Source organism: Phycisphaerales bacterium (assembly GCA_040217175.1).
GTDB lineage: Bacteria > Planctomycetota > Phycisphaerae > Phycisphaerales > UBA1924 > JAHCJI01.
Genome location: JAVJNT010000001.1, coordinates 1436050 through 1460964 on the forward strand (window position 1 = coordinate 1436050; position 24915 = coordinate 1460964).

Annotated in this window: 19 protein-coding genes and 1 tRNA gene; 10 read left to right on the forward strand and 10 right to left on the reverse strand. The window is 68.5% G+C overall.

The features are described 5' to 3' along the window. Positions 1-28 precede the first annotated feature (28 nt). On the reverse strand, positions 29-1777 hold the full coding sequence (locus RIA68_06180) for a DnaA/Hda family protein (GenBank protein ID MEQ8317026.1): 1749 nt from the start codon (positions 1775-1777) through the stop codon (positions 29-31). Positions 1778-2260: 483 nt separating this feature from the next. Continuing rightward, a complete protein-coding gene (locus tag RIA68_06185) occupies positions 2261-3310 on the reverse strand; it encodes a GNAT family N-acetyltransferase (GenBank protein ID MEQ8317027.1) in 1050 nt (349 codons plus the stop codon). A 220-nt stretch (positions 3311-3530) separates the two neighbouring features. Between RIA68_06185 and RIA68_06190 the strand changes: the two genes are divergently transcribed. Beyond that, complete coding sequence (locus tag RIA68_06190; GenBank protein MEQ8317028.1) at positions 3531-4166, forward strand: hypothetical protein; 636 nt, start codon at positions 3531-3533, stop codon at positions 4164-4166. Between the two features lie 62 nt (positions 4167-4228). Next, positions 4229-4525: a bL27 family ribosomal protein gene (locus tag RIA68_06195; protein MEQ8317029.1), complete on the forward strand. Its 297-nt coding sequence runs from the start codon at positions 4229-4231 to the stop codon at positions 4523-4525. 126 nt (positions 4526-4651) lie between these two features. Here the strand turns inward: RIA68_06195 and RIA68_06200 are convergent, their stop codons facing one another. After that, positions 4652-5416 (reverse strand): hypothetical protein, encoded by a 765-nt coding sequence (locus RIA68_06200; protein MEQ8317030.1) that lies wholly within the window; start codon positions 5414-5416, stop codon positions 4652-4654. A gap of 144 nt (positions 5417-5560) precedes the next feature. After that, positions 5561-6469: a phosphatidate cytidylyltransferase gene (locus tag RIA68_06205; GenBank protein MEQ8317031.1), complete on the reverse strand. Its 909-nt coding sequence runs from the start codon at positions 6467-6469 to the stop codon at positions 5561-5563. Positions 6470-6636: 167 nt separating this feature from the next. Between RIA68_06205 and RIA68_06210 the strand changes: the two genes are divergently transcribed. From RIA68_06210 to RIA68_06220, 3 genes are all read left to right on the forward strand, one after another. Beyond that, positions 6637-6709 (forward strand) — tRNA-Lys (locus RIA68_06210). A gap of 49 nt (positions 6710-6758) precedes the next feature. Further along, on the forward strand, positions 6759-10049 hold the full coding sequence (locus RIA68_06215) for a DEAD/DEAH box helicase (protein ID MEQ8317032.1): 3291 nt from the start codon (positions 6759-6761) through the stop codon (positions 10047-10049). After that, a complete protein-coding gene (locus RIA68_06220) occupies positions 10049-11209 on the forward strand; it encodes a hypothetical protein (GenBank protein ID MEQ8317033.1) in 1161 nt (386 codons plus the stop codon). The genes RIA68_06215 and RIA68_06220 overlap by 1 nt, the downstream gene beginning before the upstream one ends. A 12-nt stretch (positions 11210-11221) precedes the next feature. Here RIA68_06220 and pgmB read toward each other — a convergent pair whose 3' ends face one another. The 5 genes from pgmB to rnpA all read right to left on the reverse strand — a co-directional run bounded on the left by pgmB (position 11222) and on the right by rnpA (position 16107). After that, positions 11222-11890, reverse strand: a complete 669-nt coding sequence (gene pgmB / locus RIA68_06225; protein ID MEQ8317034.1) for a beta-phosphoglucomutase — start codon at positions 11888-11890, stop codon at positions 11222-11224. Then, positions 11887-14586 carry a DNA mismatch repair protein MutS gene (gene mutS / locus RIA68_06230; GenBank protein MEQ8317035.1) on the reverse strand — a complete coding sequence of 900 codons (2700 nt, stop codon included), beginning with the start codon at positions 14584-14586 and terminating at the stop codon, positions 11887-11889. The genes pgmB and mutS overlap by 4 nt, the downstream gene beginning before the upstream one ends. A 78-nt stretch (positions 14587-14664) precedes the next feature. Next, positions 14665-15282, reverse strand: a complete 618-nt coding sequence (locus RIA68_06235) for a TetR/AcrR family transcriptional regulator (protein MEQ8317036.1) — start codon at positions 15280-15282, stop codon at positions 14665-14667. Between the two features lie 86 nt (positions 15283-15368). Further along, positions 15369-15608, reverse strand: a complete 240-nt coding sequence (gene yidD / locus RIA68_06240; protein MEQ8317037.1) for a membrane protein insertion efficiency factor YidD — start codon at positions 15606-15608, stop codon at positions 15369-15371. A gap of 58 nt (positions 15609-15666) precedes the next feature. Beyond that, positions 15667-16107: a ribonuclease P protein component gene (gene rnpA / locus RIA68_06245; protein ID MEQ8317038.1), complete on the reverse strand. Its 441-nt coding sequence runs from the start codon at positions 16105-16107 to the stop codon at positions 15667-15669. A gap of 100 nt (positions 16108-16207) precedes the next feature. Here rnpA and RIA68_06250 point away from each other — a divergent pair, with 100 nt between their 5' ends. Further along, complete coding sequence (locus RIA68_06250; protein MEQ8317039.1) at positions 16208-17692, forward strand: TIR domain-containing protein; 1485 nt, start codon at positions 16208-16210, stop codon at positions 17690-17692. Positions 17693-17701: 9 nt separating this feature from the next. Here the strand turns inward: RIA68_06250 and RIA68_06255 are convergent, their stop codons facing one another. After that, positions 17702-18175: a hypothetical protein gene (locus RIA68_06255; protein ID MEQ8317040.1), complete on the reverse strand. Its 474-nt coding sequence runs from the start codon at positions 18173-18175 to the stop codon at positions 17702-17704. A gap of 88 nt (positions 18176-18263) precedes the next feature. Between RIA68_06255 and RIA68_06260 the strand changes: the two genes are divergently transcribed. The 4 genes from RIA68_06260 (at position 18264) to RIA68_06275 (ending at position 24868) form a co-directional block, all read left to right on the forward strand. Further along, on the forward strand, positions 18264-19619 hold the full coding sequence (locus RIA68_06260) for a beta-ketoacyl synthase N-terminal-like domain-containing protein (GenBank protein ID MEQ8317041.1): 1356 nt from the start codon (positions 18264-18266) through the stop codon (positions 19617-19619). A gap of 174 nt (positions 19620-19793) precedes the next feature. Continuing rightward, positions 19794-21602 carry an integrin alpha gene (locus RIA68_06265; GenBank protein ID MEQ8317042.1) on the forward strand — a complete coding sequence of 603 codons (1809 nt, stop codon included), beginning with the start codon at positions 19794-19796 and terminating at the stop codon, positions 21600-21602. Between the two features lie 190 nt (positions 21603-21792). Continuing rightward, positions 21793-22428, forward strand: a complete 636-nt coding sequence (locus RIA68_06270; GenBank protein MEQ8317043.1) for a hypothetical protein — start codon at positions 21793-21795, stop codon at positions 22426-22428. Between the two features lie 55 nt (positions 22429-22483). Further along, the gene (locus RIA68_06275; protein MEQ8317044.1) at positions 22484-24868 is read left to right on the forward strand and encodes a GC-type dockerin domain-anchored protein; all 2385 of its coding nucleotides are present in this window, start codon (positions 22484-22486) and stop codon (positions 24866-24868) included. The last annotated feature ends 47 nt before the right edge of the window (positions 24869-24915 follow it).

A 24915-nucleotide genomic window follows, 5' to 3' on the forward strand; every position in this document is an offset into this window, starting at 1 on the left:
GGGCTCTCGATGCCGACCGCAGGGGAGTTTATCGCCCCGAGCGACGGATCCGCCGAGCCAGCGTGTCGGCGAGCTGGCCAACGGTCTGCCCGTCTGCCTCGCACCCCACCGCCACGCGCTCTTCATCGGCAATCTGGCGCTCGATGCGCCGAACGGCGGTGATGATCGAGGAGTGATTCGGCCGGCCCATCGCCGTGGCGATCTCGGGATAGCTCGCGGTGGTGAGCTGGCGGGAGATGATCGCGACCAGGGCTCGGGCCAGCACCACCCTTCGGTGGCGGCCGCGGCCGGAGAACTCGGCGCTGCCGACGCTCATGAAGCGGCACACACCCTCGATGACCGCGTCGACGCGCACCGGGCCGGCCTTTGGTGCCAGCTGGGCACGAACGCCCAGGGCCTGGTGCACGGTCGACATCGCCACGCGATCGCCCGCGGGCGTGTCGCCCACGCGGCCCAGCAGGTTGTGGAAGGCATCGACGCGGGCCATGGCGCCCTCGATGTCGCGGAACGAGCCGGCCGGGCCGTCTTGGGTCTCGGCGGCGGCGGCGGTCGCGATGGCGGCGACTACGTCGTCTTCGAGCGTGAGGCCACGCTGGCGGGCCAGCTTGCGCACCATCGCCTCGCGCAGCTCCTGGTCGGGCTCGCCCAGCTCGATGGTCAGCCCCGAGAGCAGGCGGCTGACGAGCTGCTTGCCCAGCCCCTCGACCTGACGCGGGTGCTCGTCGCTCGCGAGCGCAAGGCGGCAGCCGCCCTGGAGGATCTGGTCGAGCGTGTGCAGCAGCTCGGCCTTGGTAGCGTCCTTGGTGGCCAGGAAGTGCACGTCGTCGAGGCAGAGCAGCTCGACGCCGCGGTATTTGTCGCGGAAGGCCTCGGTGCCGCCGGTACGCAGGGCGGCCAGGAAGCCGTTGGTGAAGTGCTCGGCGGTGACGTACTTGGCCTTGCCGCCCGAGCCTCGCAGGCCGTTGTAGCGGAAGGCCATGCCGCGCAGGAGGTGGGTCTTGCCCAGCCCGCACCCGCCGTGGAGCACCAGCAGGCTGCCGGCCCGGGGCGCCGCGCCGGGATCGCTGATTGAAAGGGCGGCCATGTGGGCCAATTCGTTGCTTTGCCCGACGACGAAGTCCTCGAGCCGCACGAAGCGGTCGGACTGGGGCCGAGCGGCGTGCGAGGTGTGGGCCTTGGGCTGGGCCTCGCTCTTGGGGCGGGCGACCTTGGTGGCCTTGGGCGGACGGGCCGCGGGGAAGGCCGACGGGCGATCGACGAAGCGGACCGAGCCGCCGCCGGCGATCTCGACCAGGTGCTGGCGGAAGCGGTTCTCGACGATGGGCACGAGGAAGCGCGACGCGACGACGACCTCGAGCCCGTCGTCGGTACGCTCGAGCTTGGCCTGGCCCTGGAAGTATCGCTCGAACGTCAGCGAGCCGACCTTGGCCGCCAGCAGACGCTCGAGGTTCTGCTCGCGTTGGGCATCGCTGGCAGCCCCTTGCGTCGCCTCGACCTCGGCCGACGGTGCGTCGCCGTTGCGGCCGGGGTGGACGCGGCGGGTGCGCAGACGCTCACCGGCCGCGTCGCGGCCGGGCGTGCGTGTGAGCACTCGCTCCTTCTGGGGCTGGTACTGCGGCTGGGCGGTCGGCAGCTGGGCCGTATCGGCGGCGATCTCGAGCCGGGGCGCCTGGTTCGCGGCGTTCGAGGCCTTGCCGGCGTGGACGCGGACGTCTGCGTTGCTCGCTGGTTTGGCCTGAGGAGAGCGAACGACTTCATCCCTGCTGATCGCTGCCATGGCGAACCCTTCTGACCGCAACGCGGCCGCACGAACCCCCCGCCACGGCCAAGCGGCCGAAGCGTCCGGTCGTCCTGCAGAGTCCGTTCCCCGAGCGTCTTCGGCCGTCGACCTGCGCATTCCCCGCGCTTGCATGCCGCCGCGTCCGACGGTCGGTGAAGCCAGCGGTCGTGCAACGATTCCCCACCCGAAGGCCTGGTGGTCGTGCCCGTTGGCGGTTGGACGCGGCTGCTGTGGTCTACGTGCCCCCTCGACGCGGCGCCATTCCATCGACGCCACAGGAATGTATCCGAGATGGCGTCACTCCGCTACCCGATTTCTTTGCGCGCGGGCAAAACGGGAGAACAAACACGCGACATTGCAAGGGCTTAGAGCTTAAAGATTTCTTTATGCACAGGCGCAACGCAGGTTGTCAACATGGCCTGTGGACAAGCCGTGGAGTGCCAACATTCCGTGGTGCGCAAGCGCTTGCAGACCAACGCGCTACGACTCGAGCGCACCGGTGGACAACACGCGATCGAGCCCGTGCACGCACGCGACGCGCCGGTCGAACGACATGAAGCCAACACGCTCGTAGAGGCGCACGGCGGGCGCATTGGCCGTATCGACCGCACACGTGAGCGACCAGCGGCCCGACCGCGGTGCGCGCTTCAGGCGCGCCGCGATCTGCTCGATGGCGCTCTCGAGGAGCGATTCCCCGAGCCCACGCCCTCGCAGGGAAGGCCCCAGCCCGATGTACACCAGCTCGTAGCAACGCTGCTCGGGCAGGCACGCGAGCAGCATGGCCCCTGCCGGGCGGCCCTCGTGCGACACGATCGACCACAAGGCGAGCTCGGGTCGGCCGATCGCCGCGTGCGACGCGAGGATGTCGCTTGTGCGGCGCATCCCGCACAGGGCGGGGCAGTCGAGCGTGTCGGAATACGAGTCGTTGAGCGCTTCGACGAGGTCTTCGTGCCGCGGCGAGCCGGGATCGGGGATCGAGATGGGCTCGACCTCGACGCCGTCGGGGAGCTCGCGTTGGGGTTGACGTCCGCGGAGCACCGAGGGCTTGGGCGCGTCCTGAGGGCCGACGGGCCGCCGCATGTAGGCAAGAGTACCCACGATCTGCCATCGCGCGTCAGTCAGCGCGTCGACCGCCCAGCGTTCGTTCGAGCCCGGCAGCGACTGGGCGATGTCGAAGGGCTGGCCCGGCAGGCCAGCTAAGTGGGACGTGAGGGCCCGAGCACAGGCGGCACGTTCCTGGGACCGTGTCTCGCCCGCATTGGGTCGGCTGAGGAAGACCAACGCGCTGCGCCCGGGGGCCGGTACCGCGATCGCGAGCTCGCGGACGGCATGGACGTCGGGATCGATCGTGGCGAAGGCGTGGGCGAAGGAGATGCCCGAGTCTGGCCCGGCATCGATCAGCCGCTGGGCGGCCTGGCGGGCCATGGGACCGGTCGCATCGATGAGCCGCTCGGCGGCCTGCAGGTAGAACTCGGGCCGCAGCGGGGCCGGCTCGTGGTCGGGCTGGTCGGAGAAACCGCTCGCGTCCATGCTCGTATCCGTTGGCGTCCGGCCGTCTTGGCGTCGCCGGGGGGCCGAAATTCCCGTTCGTCGCCGCCGACGCGACGCGGGAAACGAATATAGACTCCCCGGGCGTAGGGTCGGTCGAGGGCCTTCCCGGCCCGGAATCTCATCGTCCACCGCAACGCCGGCCCCGGCAGACCGCTCTGCACGGCCGCTCGATGGCTGCCGAATCGCCTCGGAGAACTCCATGGCCCTGCTGAATCTCCCTGCTCGCGTGCTCATCCTCATCGCGGCGGCCCTCGGGCTGACGGCCGCTTCGGTGGCCCTGCCGCCCGAGCCCAACCCCATCCCCGTGCATTGGCAGCTCGACCTCGACGTGGGCCCGCTGCGGGTCGCGAGCGTCGAGACGCCCGGGCAGGGCCCGATGCTGTACTACTTCCTGACCTACACGGTCACGAACAACACCGACCAGGACATCTTGCTGGCTCCCAGCTTCGAGCTGGCCACCGAGACGGGCACCAACGTCGTAGCCGGCCAAGGCGTGCCTGCCGTCGTGACCCAGACCATCCTGGACCGGCTCGACAACCCGCTCTTGAACGACCAGGTGGGCATGATCGGCGTGCTGCGGCGTGGCGAGGCCTACGCCCGCGATGGGCTCGTCGTCTGGCCGGTGCGAGACAACGAGGCCGACGAGGCCCGCGTCTACATGGCCGGCTTCAGCGGCGAGACCACCCGGATCGAGGTGATCGACCGCGAGAGCGGCGACCCCCGCGACGTGGTGCTCCGCAAGACGCTGATGGCCGTCCACGAGATCCCGGGCCACGTCGATGGCCGCGGCAACGCCCCGATCGAGCGGGTCGTCAACCGCTGGATCATGCGCTAAGGGCTCGCTATCATCTCGACCCGGCCGCCAGAGGGCCGGTCCAGCTTCAGGAGTACCCCGCCATGGCACATAAAAAGGGCCAGGGATCGTCGAAGAACGGTCGCGACTCGAACCCCCAGTACCGGGGCATCAAGCTCTACGGCGGCGAATTCGCCCAGCCCGGCAACGTGCTCGTGCGCCAGTGCGGCACGAAGTTCCAGCCCGGCTTCGGCGTGCAGCGGGGCAAGGACGACACGCTCTTCAGCGTCAGCACGGGCAAGGTCGTGTTCCAGGGTCGCCGCGTCCACATCGACCCGATCGAGGACGACGCGCCGCGGCCGCGCTGGCTGACGCAGTATCGCGCGGCTCAGGCGAGCTGACGCGAGCAACACGAATGAAAGCGGCCCGGGCACGAGCCCGGGCTTTTTCGTGCGCGGGCTCCATGAAGAAGGCCCGGGCGTGAGCCCAGGCCTCGTTGGGATCGTGAGATAGGGAGTGCTCGATGCCTATCGCTTCGCGGCGGGCTCCATGGCCTTGCGCGCCTCGTCGCTGAGATAGAGGATGGCGCCCGACTGCGGGTCGACCGTGACGCGGCCGTGGCTCAGCAGGGCGCTCACGGTCTCGACCGGGACGGCGAGCATGCTGATGCCACAGACGAACTCGTGGCGCTTGACGTCGACGACCTCGACGGGGGCCATGGCCTCGTCGCCGAGCTGGCCGCGGACGCGGAGGTAGTGCGTCAGGGTGTGCTCGGGAACCTCCGAGATGATGGACTCGCGTTCCTTCTTGAGCTCTTCGAGTCGGTCGGCGATCTCGGCGCTGCGTTCGTCTCGCTGCTTCTGGGCCACGGAGCGCACGCCCTGCCGCTCTTCCTTGGCCTTGCCGAGTTGGTCGAGCTCGGCGGTCAGCGTCTCGACCCGGCTGATGAGCTCCAGGGCGATGGACTCCTGCTCTTCCTGCTGGGTCTTGAACGTCGCGATCTCGGCGAGGTAGGCCTGGTACTCCTTGTTGGAGGCGGCCGAATTCATCTTCTCGCGGAGTTCGTTGATGTGGCCTTCGAGACGCTTGGCTTCGCCTTCGGCGTTGGCGGCGGCGGCCTTCGTCTTGCGGAGCTCGGCCTGACCGGTCTTGTGCTGGTCTTCGATGGAGGCCAGCTGCCGCTCTTGCTCTGTCAGGAATCGCTCGGCGGCGCGGAGCCTGCCCTGCAATCCGTCGATGCTGTTATCGACCCTGAAAACCTTGAGCAACCGATCGGTTTCGGTCATCGTCATGTACGCTGAACTCCCATGTACGACTCCAATCGAGAGAGTGTAGCGTGTCGGGCGTTGGTGTGTAGCGTGCCGGCGTCGTGCAAAAGGCCATTGGCAAAACCCGAACGGACGCTGTCGCGTGGCCGACGGGCTCGCGGACGCGGCTTACGTCCAGATGGCCAGCGTCCAATATGCAAGTGGTGCGACGAGGATCGGGGAATCGATGACGTCGAGCACGCCGCCGAAGCCGGGCAGCAGGCGGCTCGAGTCCTTGATGCCCGCGTCGCGCTTCATCATCGAGGCCATGAGGTCGCCGAGCTGGCCGGCCAGGCCGATGCAGGCGCCACTGGCCGCGCCGCCGATGGCCGAGTGCAGGACCGAGCCGCCGGGGTTGAAGCCGATCTGCGTGGTCAGCAAAGCAAGGCCCGCGCCGCCAACGACGGCCGAGCCGACGATGCCGCCGATGAGGCCCTCCCAGGTCTTGCCCGGGCTAAGCCAGAGGATGAGCTTGCGTTTGCCGATGGCCTTGCCCGTGAAGTACGCGAAGATGTCGCAGCTCTTGACCGTCGCGAGCACCCAGAAGAGCACGTACACGCTGTGCTCGAGGCGGATGCGTAGCAGGAAGCCGAAGGTCAGCCCGAGATAGACGAACGCGAAGAGCACCGCCCCGATGCTGAGCATGGCGCCTTGGCTGTTCATGGTACGGGCGTGGTGCAGGATGCCGATGAGCACGACGGCGGCCGTTGCCGAAGCGAGCCCGGCAGCGCCGTCTCCCTGGGCGAGCGTGGCAAACAGCGGCGTGGACACGAGCAGCCCGAGCATGGCGACGATGGCGAGTGTCAGGCGCGACGCGTGGATGCCCTTGGCCTTGAGCATGATCGCCAGCTCTCGCCCGCCCAGCGCGGCGATCGCGAGCATCACGGGCAACACGATGACGCCCGGCGGAGCGGTTCCGTCGAAGCCCAGCGGCGGGTAGTCCAGCGGCCAGGGGGCTCCTTCGAGCACCTGGTCGAGCAGCAGACCGGCGACGAGCAGGGCGATCAGGATGGGCCCGAAGATGAGCCGCGTACGCATGGGGGCCAGTGTAGTGGGTTGGTGTTCGGTCGTCCGGTGCCGCGCATGCAAGTGCACGGGCCTGTTCACGGGGGATTCCTCGCTTGGTTGGCCTTGGGCAAGATTGGTCCCAACAATGTCCCTCTGGTGGCGAGCCAATCGCCGCTGCAAGAGACGGCCCGCCGATCGGGGGTGTAGCTCAGTTGGTAGAGCATCGGACTTTTAATCCGCAGGTCCAGGGTTCGAGTCCCTGCGCCCCTACTTCTTCCGATCAGACCGATCCTCGCGGGCGACCGTTCGGAGCGATGCCATGGTGACGACCGCGACGCGGCGACGGCCGGCGTGCCTGCACGCGGCGTGGTGCGCCGGACGGCTGTGGCTTTGGGCCGAAGTGGCGCCGGCGCGCCAGGACGACGCGGCGTCGTGGATCGCCGATGCCGATCTGATGGAGCGCGTCATCAGCGCGCTCGGTTCGAGCGTCGCAGCGAACGCAAAGGCCGGAGAGGTGGAGCTGCGCCTTCCGCACGGCGGACGCGCACCGAGCCCGGCCATGGCGCGGGCGGCGGGCGTCGTGGATCGGCCCGAAGGCGAGGCGGACTTCGAGTCGTTCAAGGCGCCCGGCTTCAGCGTCGGGCCCGAGCACGTGGCGATGGTGCTCGACGCGGTGAACGACCTGTCGAGCGAGGCATCCGAAGCGTCGCTGGGCGGGGGGCGCTTCGAACTGCCCGAATCGACGTCCGGCGGATCGGTGGCCGTGCTGGTGGCGTCGACGCTGCGGCACTTCGTGTTGTCGCTCAGCCTGGTGCGCCAGCTCGTCATCCAGCAGCGGTTCGTGCCGAGCCTGCGGCAGCACCCCGACGGGCGATTGCTGGGGAGCTGGCAGCCCTGGCTGGCCGACGAGCACACCGCGCGCGTGACGAGCGACCTGCTCCGCGCGATGCCGCTGGCCAGCAGCGCGGGCGTCGACGACCTCGAGCACGACCCGTGGCTCGTGCTGAGTGACTTCCTCTCGCTCGTGCTCGATGCGCAGGCTCGCGCGGCGTTCGATCGCGAGAAGCTGGCCGAGGCCGTCGAGGACAAGACGCACGACACGCACGTGGCGTGGCTGCGCGGCCTGCTCGACGGCGACGTCGAGTCGGACATCAAGCCCGGCGAGCGCACCGACGCGGCCCGGGGCGTCCGCCGCTGGCTCGCGCGCCTCGAGGAACGCGGTGCGAGCGCGCTGTGGCGCCTGTGCCTGAAGCTGCACGAGCCGGTCAACACCGAGGAGCTGCCCGACCTGCAGCCCCCGCCCAGCGACACGCGGTGGGCGCTGACGTTCCACCTGCGGGCGGTGGGCACCGAGAACGTCGAGGTCGACGCCGACGAGGTGTGGAGCCTGACGGGCCGGGGCGTGACGGTCGAGGGCCGCCAGCTTGACGATCCGCAGCAGCTGTTGCTCAGCGAGCTCGGCCGCGCGTCGCGCTTGTATGACAAGCTCGAGGGTGCGCTCCGACAGAGCGAGCCGACGCAGCTCGAACTCAACACCAAGCAGGCGTACCAGTTCTTGCGCGATACGGCGCCGGTGCTGGGCGAGCAGGGCATCACCGTCGTCGCGCCGCCTTGGTGGGACTCGCCGAGCATCCGCGTTGGTGCCACGCTGCGGCTCGATAGTGATCCGCTCGAGAGCCTGCAGGGCGATGCCGAGGGCTGGGGCGTCGTTCCGGAGGGCGACGCCGGACCGCCGGGCTCGCCGCACGCGCACAAGAGCCAGCTTGGCTTGCAGACGCTGGTGCGCTACTCGTGGGAGATCTCGCTCGGCGGGCTGAAGCTCACGCTGGCCGAGTTCGAGAAGCTGGCCAAGGACGGGTCGGCCCCGCTCGTGCGCGTGGGCGGGCAGTGGGCCGAGGTGCGCGCAGAAGACGTCAAGGCCGCCGCGCGATTCATCCGCGAGCACCCCGGCGGCGAGATGACCGTGCTCGAGGCCATCCGCATGGCCCACGGCTCGATGGACGAAGAAGGCGCGGCGCTCCCGATCGTGGGCATCGAGACCAGCGGCTGGCTGGGCGCGGTGTTCGGCTCGAGCGACCAGAGCCAGAGCCTGCCCGAGGTCGAGGCCCCGCCGACGTTCCACGGCGAGCTGCGCCCCTACCAGCTCCGCGGCGTCGCGTGGATGAGCTTCCTCGAGCGCTTCGGCTTCGGCGCCTGCCTCGCGGACGACATGGGCCTGGGCAAGACGATCCAGGTGCTGGCGCTGCTGGCGCGCGAGCGGTACCTGCACAGCCAGGGGCCGTACGCCGAGGCTCCGGTGCCGCCGACGCTGGCGATCGTGCCGATGAGCGTCCTGGGCAACTGGGAGCACGAGGCGCGCAAGTTCTGTCCTTCCCTGAAGGTCATGGTGCACCATGGTGCCGAGCGATTGCAGGACGACGCCTTCATCGCCAAGGCCGGCGACACCGACGTGGTGCTGACGACCTACGCGCTGGCCCACCGCGACCACGACCTGCTCACGCGCATGCCGTGGCGGCGCATCGTGCTCGACGAGGCGCAGAACATCAAGAACCCCGCGGCCAAGCAAGCCCAGAGCGTGCGGCAGCTCCAGGCCGACCATCGCCTGACGCTGACGGGTACGCCCGTCGAGAACCGGCTGAGCGAGCTCTGGTCGATCATCGACTTCTGTAATCCCGGCTATCTCGGCACGATCGGCAACTTCCGCCGTCGCTTCAGCCTGCCCATCGAGCGCTACAGCGACAAGGGGCGGCGCGAGCAGCTCCGGCGTTTGGTCCGGCCGTTCATCCTGCGGCGCCTCAAGACCGACGAGGGCGTGGCGGGCGACCTGCCCGAGAAGGTCGAGAGCCGCGAGTACTGCCACCTGACGAGCGAGCAGGCGGCGCTGTACGAGGCGACCGTCAACACGATGCTGCGTGACATCGACCGCGTTGAGGGCATGCACCGCCGCGGCATGGTGCTGTCGACGCTCATCCGCCTCAAGCAGATCTGCAACCACCCGGCGCAGCTCTTGAAGGACCACGACTTCGGGCAGCCCGGGGCGCCGGACGCGACGCGCAGCGGCAAGTGCGTGCGGCTGATCGAGATGCTGCAGGAAGTGCTCGCGTCCAACGAGCAAGCACTGCTGTTCACGCAGTTCCGCCAGATGGGGCGGCTGCTCGTGCCGCTGCTCCAGCAAGAGCTGGGCAAGCCCGTGCTGTTCCTTCACGGCGGGACGACGCAGAAGCAGCGTCAGGAGCTCATCAACAAGTTCCAGAGCGCCGACGGCACGGCTCCGCTGCTCATCCTGAGCCTCAAGGCCGGCGGCGTGGGCCTGAACCTGACCGCCGCCACGCACGTGTTCCACTTTGATCGCTGGTGGAACCCGGCCGTGGAGAACCAGGCGACCGACCGGGCGTACCGCATCGGGCAGACGCGCAGGGTGCAGGTGCACAAGTTCGTGGTGCGCGGCACGCTGGAGGAACGCATCGACGCGATGATCGAGCAGAAGACCGAGCTTGCCGAGCAGATCGTGGGCGCCGGCGAGCGCTGGCTGACCGAGCTCGATACCGGCCAGCTCCGCGACCTGCTGACGCTCCGCGGCGACGCCGTCGGCGACGACGAGGCGGCATGATGCCCGAGAAGCCCTCCAAGAAAGACGACGCCAAGGCGAGTCCCACGCCCGCCACGCCCCCCGCCCCCGACACGACCGAGAAGGACGTGCAGGCGCTGCGTGACAGCCTGACCAAGCCCAACGCGCCGCTGCGTCCGCATCCGAGGCCCCTGCCCACCAAGCCGCGGCGCGTGTCGGGCGGGATTCGGCTGAAGCGGAAGGAAGGCGAGGAGCCCGCCAGCGTGCCCGAGCGCCGCATCATGCGGTTGCTCGAGCTGAGCGCCGGGCCCAACGCCATCGAGGAGGGCACGGAGTACGCACGCCTCGGCCAGACGCGCACGCTCGCGGTCGAGCCGGGCCTCGTGCGCGCCTCGGTGCAGGGGCGGCGCACGCGGGCGTACGACGTGCAGCTCCACGTCGATGCGTTCACGCCCCAGCAGTGGGACCAGGTGGCCGACCAGCTCAACGAGCAGCCGCACATCGCCGCCGAGGTGCTGGGCGGGCGGCTGCCGCAGGACGTCGAGGAGGTCTTCAAGCCGCTGGGGCTGAGCCTGCTGCCGGCCTCGCCCGACGCGGTGAAGATCACGACGACCTGCCCCGACACGCCCAATGGGCTCGCTGAGGGTGGCGGCTGGGCGAAGCACGCGTGCTGCGTGATGCTGCTGCTGGCCGAGCGGATCGCGGCCGACCCGTCGGTGGTCTTCAAGCTGCGCGGCCTGCCCGACGGCGAGCTGGCCGAGCGGATGAGCCACCGCCGATTGCTCAGCGCAGGCGGGGCGAACCCCAAGCCCATCTACCAGCCGCGCGTCGAGGGCGCCAGCGACGCGGCCATCCCCGAGGGCGAGGCGCTGCTGGAGCGCTTCTGGGAGAGCCCGACGGACCTCGACGCGCTCGACCTTGCTCTCGAACCCCCGCCCGTGCCCACGCCCATGCTGCGGCGGCTGGGCCCGAGCCCGTTCGAGGACGCGAAGTTCCCGCTTGTTGGCTTGCTCGCGACATGCTACGAGGTCGCGCGCGAGCGGCTCTTGAAGGAAGAGTCGGGCGAGGTCGAGCCCGCCGAAGATGCGTCGCCCGCCGAAGAGACGCCCGCCGAGGAACCATCGCGCCGGCCCAAGACCGCCGAGGAGCGTGCCGCGGCGATCCGGGCGAAGATGATGGGCAAGGCGAAGGGGCGGAAGTAGCCAGCCCTGTGCTCAACGATTCGCCGTCCCGAATACGAGCGAGTTGCACAGCTCGACCGTCGTGCGTGCACCGCGATTCACCCGAGGATCGTGTTCTGCCGGCCCCACCCCCACCACTCGCATCCCCGCGTTGATCGCCGCCTCGACGCCGGCGGGGGCGTCCTCGACGACGATGCAACTCTTCGGATCGACGCCCAGCTTCTCGGCCGCGAGCAAGAAGCACTGCGGGTCGGGCTTGGCCTCGGGGGCGTCGTGGCCGTCGATGATGGCGTCGAGGTATTGTGCGAGTCCGACGCGGTCCAGCACGAGCCGCGCGTTGCGGCTGGCCGAGGCGGCGGCGAGCTTGAGGCCGGCGTTCTTGAGCTCTCCGAGCAGCTCGCGCACGCCGGGGAGGGCGTCGGCGGAGGTCATGGCGTTCACGGCTTGGAGGAACGCCGTGTTCTTGCGATCCATGAGCGTCGCGCGCTGCTCGGGCGTGTAGCGGTGGAAGGCGTCGCCGAGGACCAGCTCGAGCGACCGCTCTCGGCTGACACCGCGCAGCTTGTCGGGCAGGTCGTCTGGGAAGGGCAGGCCCTCTTGCTCGGCCAGCGCCCGCCAGGACTGTTCGTGCAGGGTGTCCGTTCGCACGAGGACGCCGTCGACATCAAAGATGACGGCCTTCAGTGTCGGGTTGGTAGTCACTCCTTGTCGACCATGCCCCGCAGCTCGCGCAGCAGGTCGAACGCGTCCAGCGGCGTGAGCTGCTCGATCTTGACCTCGCTCAGGCGATCGACGGCGGGGTGAGGCTCGTTCTTGGCGAACAAGGGCATCTGGGGTTCGCTCTTGCGCTTGGTTGGCGCGGGGGTACCGTCTTCGCGCACCGAGAGCGACGCCAATACCTCGGCGGCGCGCTGCACGACCTCGGGCGGGATGCCGGCGAGGCGCGCGACCTGGACGCCGTAGCTGCGGTCGGCCCGGCCGGGCTCGACGTGGTGCAGGAAGACGACCTCGTCGCCGACCTCGCGCACGCGGACGGCCAGGTTGCGGACGCGTTCGGGGCGTTCGTCCTCGAGCGTCGTCAGCTCGTGGTAGTGCGTGGCGAACAGCGTGCGCGGGCCAGCGGCCTTCGCGTCTCCGGCCAGCCGCTCGGCGATGGCGCGGGCGAGGCTCAGGCCGTCCAGCGTGCTGGTGCCGCGGCCGATCTCGTCGAGCACGACGACCGAGCGCTCGGTCGCGTTGTTGAGGATGGCGGCGGTCTCGGCCATCTCGACCATGAAGGTGCTCTGCCCGTCGTGCAGCGCGTCGTCGGCGCCCACGCGGGTGAAGACGCGGTCGGCCAGGCCGATGCGCGCGCGCTCGGCGGGCACGAAGCTGCCCGCGTGCGCGAGCACCACCAGCAGCGCGGCGGTGCGGATGTAGGTGCTCTTGCCGGCCATGTTGGGGCCGGTGATGATGGCCAGCCGCGCGTACTCGTTGAGGGCGACATCGTTGGGAACGAGCCGATCTGCGAGCGTGCGCTCCAGCACCGGATGCCGTGCGGCGTCGAGCTCGAGGTTGGCCTCTTCGACCATCTCGGGCCGGACCCAGTTACGCCTCCTCGCGATGGCGGCGAAGCACGAGAGGGCATCCAAAGCGCCGATGGCCTCGGCCGCGCTCGCGATGGCGTCGAGTTGATCGCGGGCCTTCAGGCACAACTGGTCGAAGATGGCCTTCTCGCGCTCGAGCGCCCGGGCCTCGGCGGTCTGCACGCGGTGCTCAAAGTGGCGGAGCTCGTCGTTGACGTACCGCTCGGCGTTCTTGAGCGTCTGCTTGCGGCTGAGGCCGGCGGAGATGAGCGCGTCGCCGTGCTCGCGCGCCTGGGCGGCGGAGAGCTCGATGTAGTAGCCGAAGACCTTGTTGAAGCCCACGCGGATGGCGGGGAGGTTCAGCTCGGTCGCCAGGCGCTGCTGGAAGTCGGCCAGCCACTGCCCGGCGTCGTGCTGGAGGGATCGCGCCTCGTCGAGCTCGGCATCGACGCCGTCGTTGATCAGCCCGCCATCGGTCAGCCGCGCGGGCGGCCGCTCGCAGCAGGTCGAAGTGATGTCGTCCGCCAGGGGCGAGAGGTCATCGAGCAGTTCGTGCAGGGCGCCGGCGCGGTCGGCGAGCGCGGGCGTGTTCTTGCAGGCCTCGACGAGCGCGGGGATGGCAGCGAGGGACTGGCCGAGGCCCACGAGGTCACGTGGGGCGGCGCGGCCCAGCGCCAGCCTCGCCGCGATGCGGGCGATGTCCTGGATGGGCTCGAGGGCCTTGCAGAGCTCGCCGGCCTGCTTCGCGTCTTCGACCAGGGCGGCGACGGCGGCGTGGCGCTCGTTGATCTCTTCGAGCTGCGCTGCCGGCTCGCGGAGCCATTGGGCGACCTGACGGCGCCCGAGCGCGGTCATGCACTGGCCGCCGCTCAGCACTTCGCCCACCAGCGAGCCCTCGACGCCACCACGGCGGATGGTGCGTTCGATCTCGAGGGCGCGCAGGCTGGTCGCGTCCAGGACGAGTCGATCGCCGGGCGCCGCGCGCTTGGGCGGGCGGACGTAAGAGAGCGACGGCGCGAGTCCGTTCTTGTTGGGCGCGCCCCTCGGCGTCTGCGTCTCGCTCGCGTATCGCAGCACGGCGCCGGCGGCGATCAGGGCCTTGTCGTCGTCGTCGAGGCCGAAGCCCTCGACCGAATTCACGCCGAAGTGCTTCAGCACGGCCTCCAGCGCCTCGGACTTCCTGAAGTGCCACGCGGCGCGGTCGGTGATGGCGCAGCCGGCGCGGCCCGTCTGGATCTCGATGCGGCTCCGCAGGCCCGCGGGGCAGTCGTCGGCGATGAGCAACTCGGCGACGGCGAATCGCGAGAGGCAGTCCAGCAAGCCGTCCAGCGGCGCCGAGTCGAGCGTGAAGGCGCCCGTCGAAACGTCGAGCGCGGCGATGGAGACGCCCTCGCCGTCGAGGTACGCGGCCGCGAGCGTGCCACCGGACGGTCGGCTTTCCAGGAGGTCGTCATCGACGAGCGTGCCGGGCGTCAGCACGCGCGTGACGGCGCGCTCCACGACGCCCTTGGCCTCTTTAGGGTCTTGCACCTGGTCGGCGATTGCGACGCGGAAGCCGTTGTCGATGAGCTTGCGCAGGTAGTTGTCGAGCTGGTGGTGCGGCACGCCGGCCATGGGCTGGCCCGGGCTGCGCTCGGTGAGCGTCAGGCCGATGGCCTTGGAGACCTCAACGGCGTCCTCGTAGAACAGCTCGTAGAAGTCGCCCATGCGAAAGAGCAGGACGCAGCCGGGGAACCGGTCCTTGAACTCGTGGAACTGGCGCATCGCGGGCGTCAGCTTCCTGGGCTCGGAGCGAGTCTCTGGCACGGCGGTGGCGATCTTCCGGTCCGGCACGCCCACAGCGTAGAGCGTCGAGCGGTGGGTGGCCGATTGATCGATGGCCTATGGGTCGGTGGCCTGTGGGTCGGCGGCCTATCGATCGGGGGCTTCGGCCTTGGCCTTGCCCAGCAGCATGCGCTTGATGGCGTCGCTGACGTGCTTGCCCTTCGCGTCCTTGCCGTGGCCCTTCACGCCCCAGGCTGTCAGCACGCCGAAGCCCAGCCCGACGTCGATGAGCAGCCAGGCGATGAGCTCGGGGCTGTACCGGGCCGTCACCTTGTGGGCCGCCTGGCCGCTCTCGATCTCCTTGGTCAGGAAGCCGTGGACGGTGTCCATGTGCTCACGCAGGGCGTCGGCGATGCCCTCGTCGCCTACTTCGGTGATGGCCTGGAGGATCACGCGGTAGGCGTCGCTGAACCGCGGGTGCACCATGGGGTTGCCGTCGACGAGGGTTGAGAGCCGATCGGCCGGCGTCTTGGCGGCCAGGAGCTGCTCTTCCCAGAAGGCGATGGTCTCCTCGCTCGTGCGGCGGACCAGGGCGATGAAGAGGTCGCGCTTCGAGCCGAAGTGGCGGTAGATGATGGGCTCGGTAACGCCCGCGGCCTTGGCGAGCTGGCTCGTCGTCGCCCGTGCGTAGCCGTGCTCGGCGAAGAGCTCGGCGGCGGTCTCGAGCAATTGGGCGCGGCGGGCGGCCGCTGGCAACCTGGGCAAGGGCAGCCTCCATACTTGACCGGCGAAGCCGGCGTGACCGGCCGGGGGCGGCGGGGCCGGCGTGGCGAAGGCCGGCGAGAAGAATGTTAGCCCTGACTAGGACCTTCCGCGCGCCGCTCGCCCCGCACGCCCGCCGGCGGGACGGGGTCGTAGCCGCCCTTGATGAAGGGGTGGCACCGGGCGAGCCGCCAGAGCGTGAGGCGCGTGCCCTTGAACGGGCCGTGGGTGTGGTAGGCCTCGAGCGCGTAGCGGCTGCACGTGGGCTCGAAGCGGCACTGCCCGCCGACGAAGGGGCTCAGCGTGACGCGGTAGGCCCGGATGGGCAGCGTGAACGGCGCGATGGCGAGCCGCCGCAGGGGCGAGGCAAGCCACGGTCGGGGGCCGTCATGATCGGGCGCGTGCATCGCTCGATTGTTGGGGGAGATCGCCCTTGGCGAGTCGCTTGGCCCAGACCCCGTGGCACGCCTCGGCCAAGTCGAGCATCAGGCGCTGGTACTCGGCCGCGGGAATCGGCTCGTGCGGCCGGACCTGCACGACGTAGTCGTACCGGCCGGATTGCGGACCCTCGTCGCCGCCGGCTTCCCACGCCGGCAGGTCGTGCTGGACGTGGCGGAAGGCCTCGCGCACCGCCCGCTTGGCGGCCACGCGGACGTGGGCCTTGCCGACGCGCCGGCCGACCGACAGCCCCAGCCGCGGCTCGGGGAGGAGCGAAGGCATGGCGAACACCGTCAGCGGCCCCGCGCTCTTGCGGCACCGGGCGGCATAGACCGCCTGGAACTCTCGCGCGTGGGTGAGTCGGTGTCGGGGGCGGAAGGTGAGGGGCACGGGGGAGGGTAGAAGGGTCACGTGACTGTGAAGAGCGCAATAGATTCAGTTCAAATGGGTATACTGAGAATCTTCCGTCCGCGCCCGTCGAGAGCCAAGCATGCCATTGAGACTAGAAAACGTCTACAAGATCGGCGGCACACCGACGATTACTTTTGTTCAACCCATCGAGTATCCCAGCCTCCTAGTAGCGCTGCGTACACCCGGCCGAGGCGTAGTTGTTGAGGGGCCTTCAGGCATTGGCAAAACTACGTCGGTTACCAGAGCACTCGGCGATCTTGACGTGGCCGATTCAATTGTCACGCTCTCAGCACGAAAGCCAGCAGATATCGAGTTTATTCATGCCTTGCCGACAATGGACGACTTCGGCACCGTGATTATCGACGACTTTCATAGATTGGCCGAGAATGACAAGCGACTCATTGCCGATTTGATGAAAGTCCTTGCTGACGAAGAAAACCCATCTAATAAACTTGTAGTTTTAGGCATAAACAAGGCCGGCGACTCATTGATTCAGTTTGCACATGATCTAAACAATCGTATTGAGGTTATCAAGCTCGAAGCAAACCCAGATGAAAAAGTACTACAACTCGTTGGTCAGGGCGAAAGCGCTCTAAATGTATCTCTCAATGTCAAGGATGACATTGCAGCGGCAGCGAACGGAAGTTTCTATATAGCACAAATGCTCTCGCATCAAACTTGCATGGACTCTGGTATACTGGAGCAGCAATCGCAGCACAAAACTACTCAAGTGAGTTTTGAGCTCACTCGCAGCAAGGTGTTTGATCGCCTTTCCAGGACATTCATGGAGCGGACTCAAGTGTTCGCGCGTGGCACGCGATTTCGACGTGAAGGCAGAGCCCCGTACCTTCACCTTCTGTACTGGCTCGCTAATTCCGAGGAGTGGTCGCTTTCGATCAACAAAGCGATTCGAGATAATCCCACGCTCACAGGATCTGTCACTCAGATTGTTGAAAACGGTTACCTCGCAGATCTACTGAAGAAGCACCAAGATCTGGCCGCAGTATTGCACTTCGATTCTAAATCTCGCCAACTCACCGTCGAAGATCCGCAGTACGTGTACTTCCTTCGAAATATTTCGTGGTCACGGTTTGCGGAAGACGCAGGTTTCATAACCATGGAGTTCCCTTCGAGATATGACTTCGCACTCTCTTTCGCGGGTGAGGATCGCGCTCACGCAGCCGCCCTCTACGAGCAATTGATCGAGCGGGAGCTCGAAGTGTTTTATGACAAGAACGAGCAGCATCGAATCTTGGCTGAAGATGTGGAAGACTATCTCAGGCCGATTTATCAATCAGACGCGGAGTATGTAGTGGTTCTGCTTGGACCAGCGTACCCCTCAAAGATCTGGACCAAGTTTGAATCCGACCAGTTCAAGCAGCGGTTTCACGATGGCGAGGTAGTGCCAATCTGGTTCACGACGGCCCCTCCAGGCGCGTTCGACCAAACCATCCAGGTCGGCGGTATTCGCTTTGACCCTAACGGCAATGCTAGTCAGCAATTGAAAGAGATCGCCGAGCTGCTATCTAGAAAGCTTCGTGACTCCCGCAGCCAGAAATGCTAGCTCGTTCCCTCATCGCTTCCCCTGCGGCAACACCCCCACCAGCACCATCAACGCACCCAGCCCGATCAGCCATGGCCGCAGCCGGTCGCTGCGGGCCAGGCGGGCGAGCACGGAGTTGGTCGGGCGGACGGCCTGGATCGTGACCGGGGCGGGCTCGAGGGGCTTGAAGATGTCGACCGGGCCCGGGGGCGGGGGCTCGAGCACGGCTGTGCGGCCGGCGGGGATGAGCCGCATCTGGTCGAGGGCCAGCGAGCGGACGAGGGCCTCGTCGCCGCGCTCCAGGGCGGCCAGATAGCGGAGCTGGCGCCGGATGCGTTCGCGGCCCTGGGCGTCCATCGCCAGCAGCTTGTCGCGCTCGAAGCGGGTCTGCTCGAGTTCCTCCCACGCGGGGATCAGCACGAGGCAGGCCACCAGGGCCAGGCCGGCGATCACCAGCGGCCAGCCGGTGTCGAATCGGGATATGGGGGATCGGGGCGGGGTCATGGGTATGGGGGTTGGTATCGGCAGCGGGCGTCGATCGAGCCCAATGGTGCGGACTTGAGTCCAGAATCACGCGATACACTGCCGGACATTGGCTGAACCGATCGCCATCACGGGCCTTGGAGTCGTCAGCGCGCTGGGGCTGGGGGCCGAGGCGTTCTGGGAGGGGCTGTGCGAGGGGCGGGTCGCGATCGGCAGGCCGACCGTGCTCGACGCGAGCGGCTTTTCGTGCCAGTTCGCGGCCGAGGCGCCAGCGCTCTCGATGAAGGACCACCTGCCCAAGCACTACCGCAAGTTTGCGCGGGTGATGGCCCGGGACATCCAGCTTGCCGTGGTGGCGGCCAACGAGGCGGCGGCCGACGCTCGGCTATGCCCCGACGAGGACGGCGAGCCGGCCTACCCGCCCCACCGCCTGGGCACGCACGTGGGCGCGGCGTTGCTGGCACCCGAGATCCCCGAGCTCGCGCGGGCCATGCGCGCGGCGGCCGACGACGCGGGCGAGTGGGACCTGGCCGCGTGGGGCGAGACGGGCATGGGCCAGCTGACGCCGTTGTGGATGCTCAAGTACCTGCCCAACATGCTGGCGTGCCACGTGAGCATCCTGCACCGGGCCAAGGGGCCGAGCAACACGATCACGGCCGGCGAGGCGAGCGGGCTCTTGAGCATCGGCGAGGCCATGCGGGTCATCGAGCGCGGCGACGCCGCCGCGAGCATCGCGGGCAGCGGCGATAGCCGGGTGAACCACCTGGCGATCGAGCGACTGCGCCTGGCTGGGCGGCTTGCCGAGACCAGTGTGGGGGGGGCGGGCATCGACGACCCGGCGAGCATCGTGCGGCCGTTCGACCCGGGCGCGACGGGCAGCGTGCCGGGCGAGGGCGCGGCGGTGTGCTTCCTGGAGCGGCCAGAGGCGGCGAAGGTGCGTGGCGTCGAGCCCATCGCGAACTTGCTTGGCTTCGGGGCGGCGCAGGCGGTGCCCGATCTTGCGGCCGACGGGCCGGTGGTCGCCGGGCTTGGCGCTTCGGTGGGCGGCAGGGCCGACGGCCTGGACGACGCGCTGGCCCGCGCGATCGAGATGGCGCTGCGGGACGCCGGCGTGACGGCCGGCGAGATCGACGCGGTGTTCTGCCACGGCGCGGGCGAGCCGGCGCTCGACGAGGCCGAGGCCCGAGCCCTCGCTCGCGTGTTCGGCGATCGCGCCCGGGAGGTCGAGCTGTGCTGGCTGAGCCCGCAGCTCGGCGAGACCATGGCCGCCGGCGGCTCGCTGCTCGTCTCGGCGGCGGCGCTGGCGCTGCGGCATCAGGCCTCGCCCGCCCGCGTGCAGCCGGGCGCGGGGCGGGAAGGCCTCGCGACCAAGCCGGCGGAAGTGCGCTCGATGAAACTCCGGCGAGTCGTCGCCTGTACGCACGCGCTGGGCGGTCAGTGTGCCGCACTCGTTCTGGGCGCCTGAGCACCCCGTCGGCCCGGCGTGCATCGAGGACGATGCGGTCTCCGAATCGTCAGGGCGACCGACGCGCCGGGCGATTCATCGCCGGGGGTTGGTTGGTCGATGGAAGGAGCAAGGCCTGCGAGGCGCGTCCGACCGGGTCGCGCAGCGGCCTGGGGTCAAAGAGGGAGATTCGACATGCCACGCAGGAAGCGTGAAGGCACGGCCGGAGTTGCGATCGCGGCGGGGCTGGCGGCATCGTGCTGGCCCGCACCGAACGCGTGGGCCGGGGTCGACCCGCTGAGCCAGCCCTTCCCGGGCCTGCTGGACCTATCCGACCTGGGCGCTTCGATCGGGTTCGTGCTCGAGGGCGTGGCCGAGGGCGATGCCGCCGGCCACGCCGTGTCATCGATGCGTGACTTCAACGGCGACGGACTCGGCGATGCCGTCGTCGGGGCGCCGGGCGGGCATGGCCGGGCCTACCTCGTGTTTGGCAGAGACGGCCAATGGCCCGTCACGTTCAGCCTGGCAGACCTCGACGGCCACACGGGCATCCGGCTCTTCACGTCGCGGCCCTCGACGGGCAACGACGCGATCGGGCACGCCGTCTCGGGAGGCGGCGATGTCAACGGCGACGGCTTCGGCGACGCGCTGGTAGGTGCACCGCTGACCTGGCCGGGCGACCCGCACACCGGCCCGTACCCCACGGGCGTGACGTACACGGTCTTTGGTCGCGACGGCGCGGGCACGGGCCTCCCGGCATCGATCGATCTTGCGTTGCTCGACGGCGGCGACGGCTTCCGCACGCTGGGGCCGTGCATCTTTGCCGAGAGCGGCTCCGCCGTTGCGGGCAGCGAGTCGAGCGCCGACATCAATGGCGACGGGATCGATGACGTGGCCATCGGTGCGGCGGGCGCCTTCGAGGGATACTGCTACGGCGATAGTTACGTCGTCTTCGGTCGCGATGCGGCAGCGGGCAGCACGTTCGAACCAACGCTCACGGTTGATGACCTCGACGGCGCGGCAGGCTTCGTGTTCAATGCGTTCAGCTTCTACAACGGCGGCGGCGCCGCGGTCGCGGTGGGCGACACCAACGGCGACGGACTGGCCGACGCCGTCTTCGGCACGCCACGCGAGTACACGAGCACGCCATCGCGGCCCTCCGGCGAGCCGACCGGAGCCACCTACGTGATCTACGGGCGCGATGCGGCGACGGGCGCAACCTACCCCGATCAGATCGATCGCCGAGACCTCGATGGTCGGCTTGGGGTGCAGCTCATCGGCTCGGCGGTCGATGCCAACAGCGGATCGGCGGTCGCCGTCGTGGGCGATCTGAACGACGACGGCGTCCGAGATCTTGCCATCGGCGAACCCGGACTCGACTCGGCAGACCCGCAAACGACCCGCGGAGCCGTCGTCGTGCTCTTCGGACGCTCACGGCTCGAAGCCGCCATCGACCTCGCTGAAGCGAGCGACGGCGACGGCTTCAGGCTCCTCGGGGCCCAGGCCGGCGACGCGCTGGGCCTGCGCGTGGCTGCCGCAGGCGACGTCAACGGCGACGGGCGCGACGACCTGATCGCGACCGACCATCGCGCGGCTTACGTGCTGTTCGGACGGGACGCGTCGGAGGGATTCGCCGACGCGCTGAGCGTCGATGAACTGGACGGCGAACACGGGTTCGCGATCCGCGCCCCGGCGCCGATCAAGGCCGTTTCGGGCGGCGTCGACCTCAACGGCGATGGGCGGAGCGATCTGTTGCTGGGCATGCCCGACGCATCACCCGGCGGCGTGCCCGGAGCCGGGGCCGTCGCGGTGGTGTTCGGGCGGACGGTCCGGGCGTGCGCGGCCGACATCGACCACGATGGCGAGCTGACGATCTTCGACTTCCTCGCATTCCAGAACCTCTTCGATGCAGGAGATGCGCGCGCCGACTTCGACGGCGACGGCGAACTGACCATCTTCGACTTCCTCGCGTTCCAGAACGCGTTTGACGATGGCTGCGGGTAGTTCCCGCAACTCGGTGGCGCCGGCTCCGTATAGGCTGGCCCGAGGGGGGATCCCATGCGAGCTTGTGCAGGCTGGGTTTACGGCGTTGTCTCGACTCTCTCGTGCGCGATCGCTTCGGCGGATGGCTCGGACGACCTTGAGTGGGATACCGAGCCGTTCACGCTGCGCGGCGTCGATGGTGGCATCCGAGATGCTGTGGTCGTTGACGACGGCCGCGGACCCGCCCTCCACGTCGGCGGAGACTTCGAGATCGCTGGAAACGCGACGGCATCCAACATCGCCCGCTGGGACGGAACGGCGTGGACCGCCTTGCGAACGAATCCGCGAGGGGTCGGGCTCGGAGTCCGATGCGGCCCTTTGCCACGCCGCGGGCGAGCCGACGCCCGACGAGGCCGAGGCCCAAGCCTTTGCTCGTGTGCTCGGCGAGCGTGCCCGGGAGGTCAAGCTGAGCTACCTGAGCCTACAGCTCGGCGAAACGATGGCTGCCGGCGGCTTGTTGCTCGTCTCTGTCGCGGCAATGGCGCTACAGCAGCAGAGGCTTCCGGCTCACGTGCACGGGGACACGGCTCGGAACGGACTGCGCGAAGGCAGCACGCCATCACGCAATGCGAATCTCAATCGCGTGCTGGTCTGCACGCACGTGATCTGCAGGCAGTGCGCAGGGCTCGTGCCAGAGCGCGCCTTGGCACTGCTCGGCAAGGAACTCTCTATCCGACGCAACCAGCCGAAACGGTTCGGGTACCTTGTCAATGTGAGGCCCGCAATTCTCTCGGGCCATGGAACGTTTCTTGATCGGCGTGAGGGGAGGACACATGCACAGGAGTAGGTATCGGTGGTTGGCGCCCTTCTTGGCTCTCGCGTGCATGATCGTGGCGAAGCCCGTGCGTGGTCAATCGTGCGAGCCAGGCTGGCAGTCTGGCTACGGCGTACGCGGCGTTCTGGGAGCCGGGCAGGACACGATCTATGCCATGGCCTCTTGGGACCACGGGAGCGGGCCGGGGCTCTACGTCGCCGGCAACCTCTACTTCGCAGGCGAGGCCTTCGCGGGCAACGTCGCGCGATGGGATGGTGAACGATGGGCTGCCCTCGGCGACGCGAAGAGCGCTCCTGATGCACGGCCGGGTCCCGATCGCGACGTTTTGGACATGGTCGTCTACGACGATGGTTCGGGCGAATCGCTGTACGTCGCGGGCAGTTTCGGTTCCGTCGACGGCGAGCCGGTGTCTGGGATTGCACGATGGAATGGGCAGCGATGGAGCGATGTGGGCGGAGGCATCCGAGGACCAGGGGGAGCCTATGTGTTCGCTTTGGAGGTTTACGACGGCGCGCTGTATGCCGCCGGATGGTTTACCAGCGCGGGGGGCGTGTCGGCTAGCAACATCGCCCGCTGGGATGGCACGGCCTGGACCCCGCTGGGCGGCGGACTCAATGAACGCGCCCTGACACTTGCGGTAGTCGATGACGGCACCGGAGAGGTCCTATGCGTCGGCGGAAGGTTCAACGAGGCCTCGGGCACGCCCGTGCAGCGGGTGGCGTGCTGGGACGGCAGTGCCTGGCAAGCAGTGGGCGAAGGACTTCCCGACGGTTTTTCCCTGACTCTTACGTCCCACGACCAAGGGGACGGCGAGGTGCTCTATGCGCTCGGAGACTTCTTCGTGCCGGGCTTCGAGCAACGCCTGTATCGATGGACCGGCGACGAGTGGACGACGCTTCCCCTACCAGAACTCAGCTCCTCGAAGAACCTCGTCTCGTTGAACTCTGATGGACGCCGGTCGCTGTACGCGATCGGCGCGTTCTACACGCCTGAGCTCGAGAGCTTTGCGCGAGTGGCAAGGTGGGACGGTGCGTCATGGACCTTCGAGGCCCCGGCGGACGACTATCTGTTCAGCTACTTTGCACAGGACGCGATCGTGCACGACGACGGCACGGGCCCCGCGTTCTATCTCGGTGGGTTCTTCAACAACGTCGGTGGCGTGGGCGCGAGCAACATCGCCCGCTTCGACGGCCAGGCCTGGACCGGCCTAGGCGACCAGATGGGCGTGGACCGCGAGGTTGCCTCGCTCACCAGGTGGGACGACGGAACCGGCCAGGCGGTTTACGCGGCCGGCACCTTCCTGTCTGCCGGCGACACGCTGGTGCATCGCGTCGCCAGGCTCGATGCCAACGGGTGGAGCGCCCTTACCGGTCCCGATGGTGTCATCGGGCTGGACGCGCAGGCTTACGCCATCGCGGCCTACGACGACGGCGACAATTCCGAGCTGTATGTCGGAGGGTTCTTCAATCGCGCCGGCGGCCAGCCGGCCAGCAAGATCGCTCGATGGAACGGGACGCGATGGGCAGCGCTGGGTGACGGGCTCGATGGCTCGCCCAGGGCCATGGCCGTACATGACGAGGGCGAAGGCGACAAGCTGTTCGTCGGCGGTGACTTCGGTGTTGCCGGCGGCCTGCCCGTGCGTCACGTCGCGCGATGGGACGGTGAGCAGTGGTCGTCGACGGAGGGCGGGCCAAATCGCTCGGTGCTGGCACTGGCCTCGTTCGATCACGGTGCGGGGCCAACGCTCTACGCGGGGGGCGAGTTCGATCGAGTCAACGACGATCGGGCCTGGTACATCGCCCGCTGGGACGGCAAGGCCTGGGAGCCGCTACCCGGTATCGCTGCAGGCACCAATCGACCCGTGATGGCCTTCGCGAAGTTCGATGACGGGACTGGTCCGGCTCTCTATGTCGGGGGCAGCTTCGATCACGCTGGCGGGATTCGGGCCTCCGGCATCGCCCGCTGGGATGGGACGGAGTGGTCGGCCGTGGGTGAACTCGACACCGCCTACGTGACCTCGTTGGCGGTCGTACCGCTTCCCGGTGGTCCGCGCCTCGTGGCGGGCGGATGGTTCTCGTTCGATGGCGGACTGACGAGCCACGGCACCATGGCATGGGACGGCTTCGGCTGGCAGCCGCTCGATCGTGGCGTCAACGACCCGGTGCGCTCGTTGGCTTGGATCGATCTTGGATGGGGCGTCGAGTTAGTCGTGGGAGGTTCCTTCCTCACGTTCGACGACAGGCCTTCGGGGTATGTCGCACGCCTCCGCACGTGCCTCGCTGTCTGTTCGGCCGACATTGATCGCGACGGAGAACTTACCCCGATGGACTTCCTGGCATTCCGGAACCTTTTCGATGCTGGGGACGCGCGCACCGACTTCGACTTCGATGGTGCGCTGACGCTCTTCGACTTCCTGGCGTTCCAGAACGCCTTCAGCGCGGGGTGTGGCTAGGGTCCGCACGGGTGAAGCGAGCATGACAAAGCCCCGCTCGCAGGCGG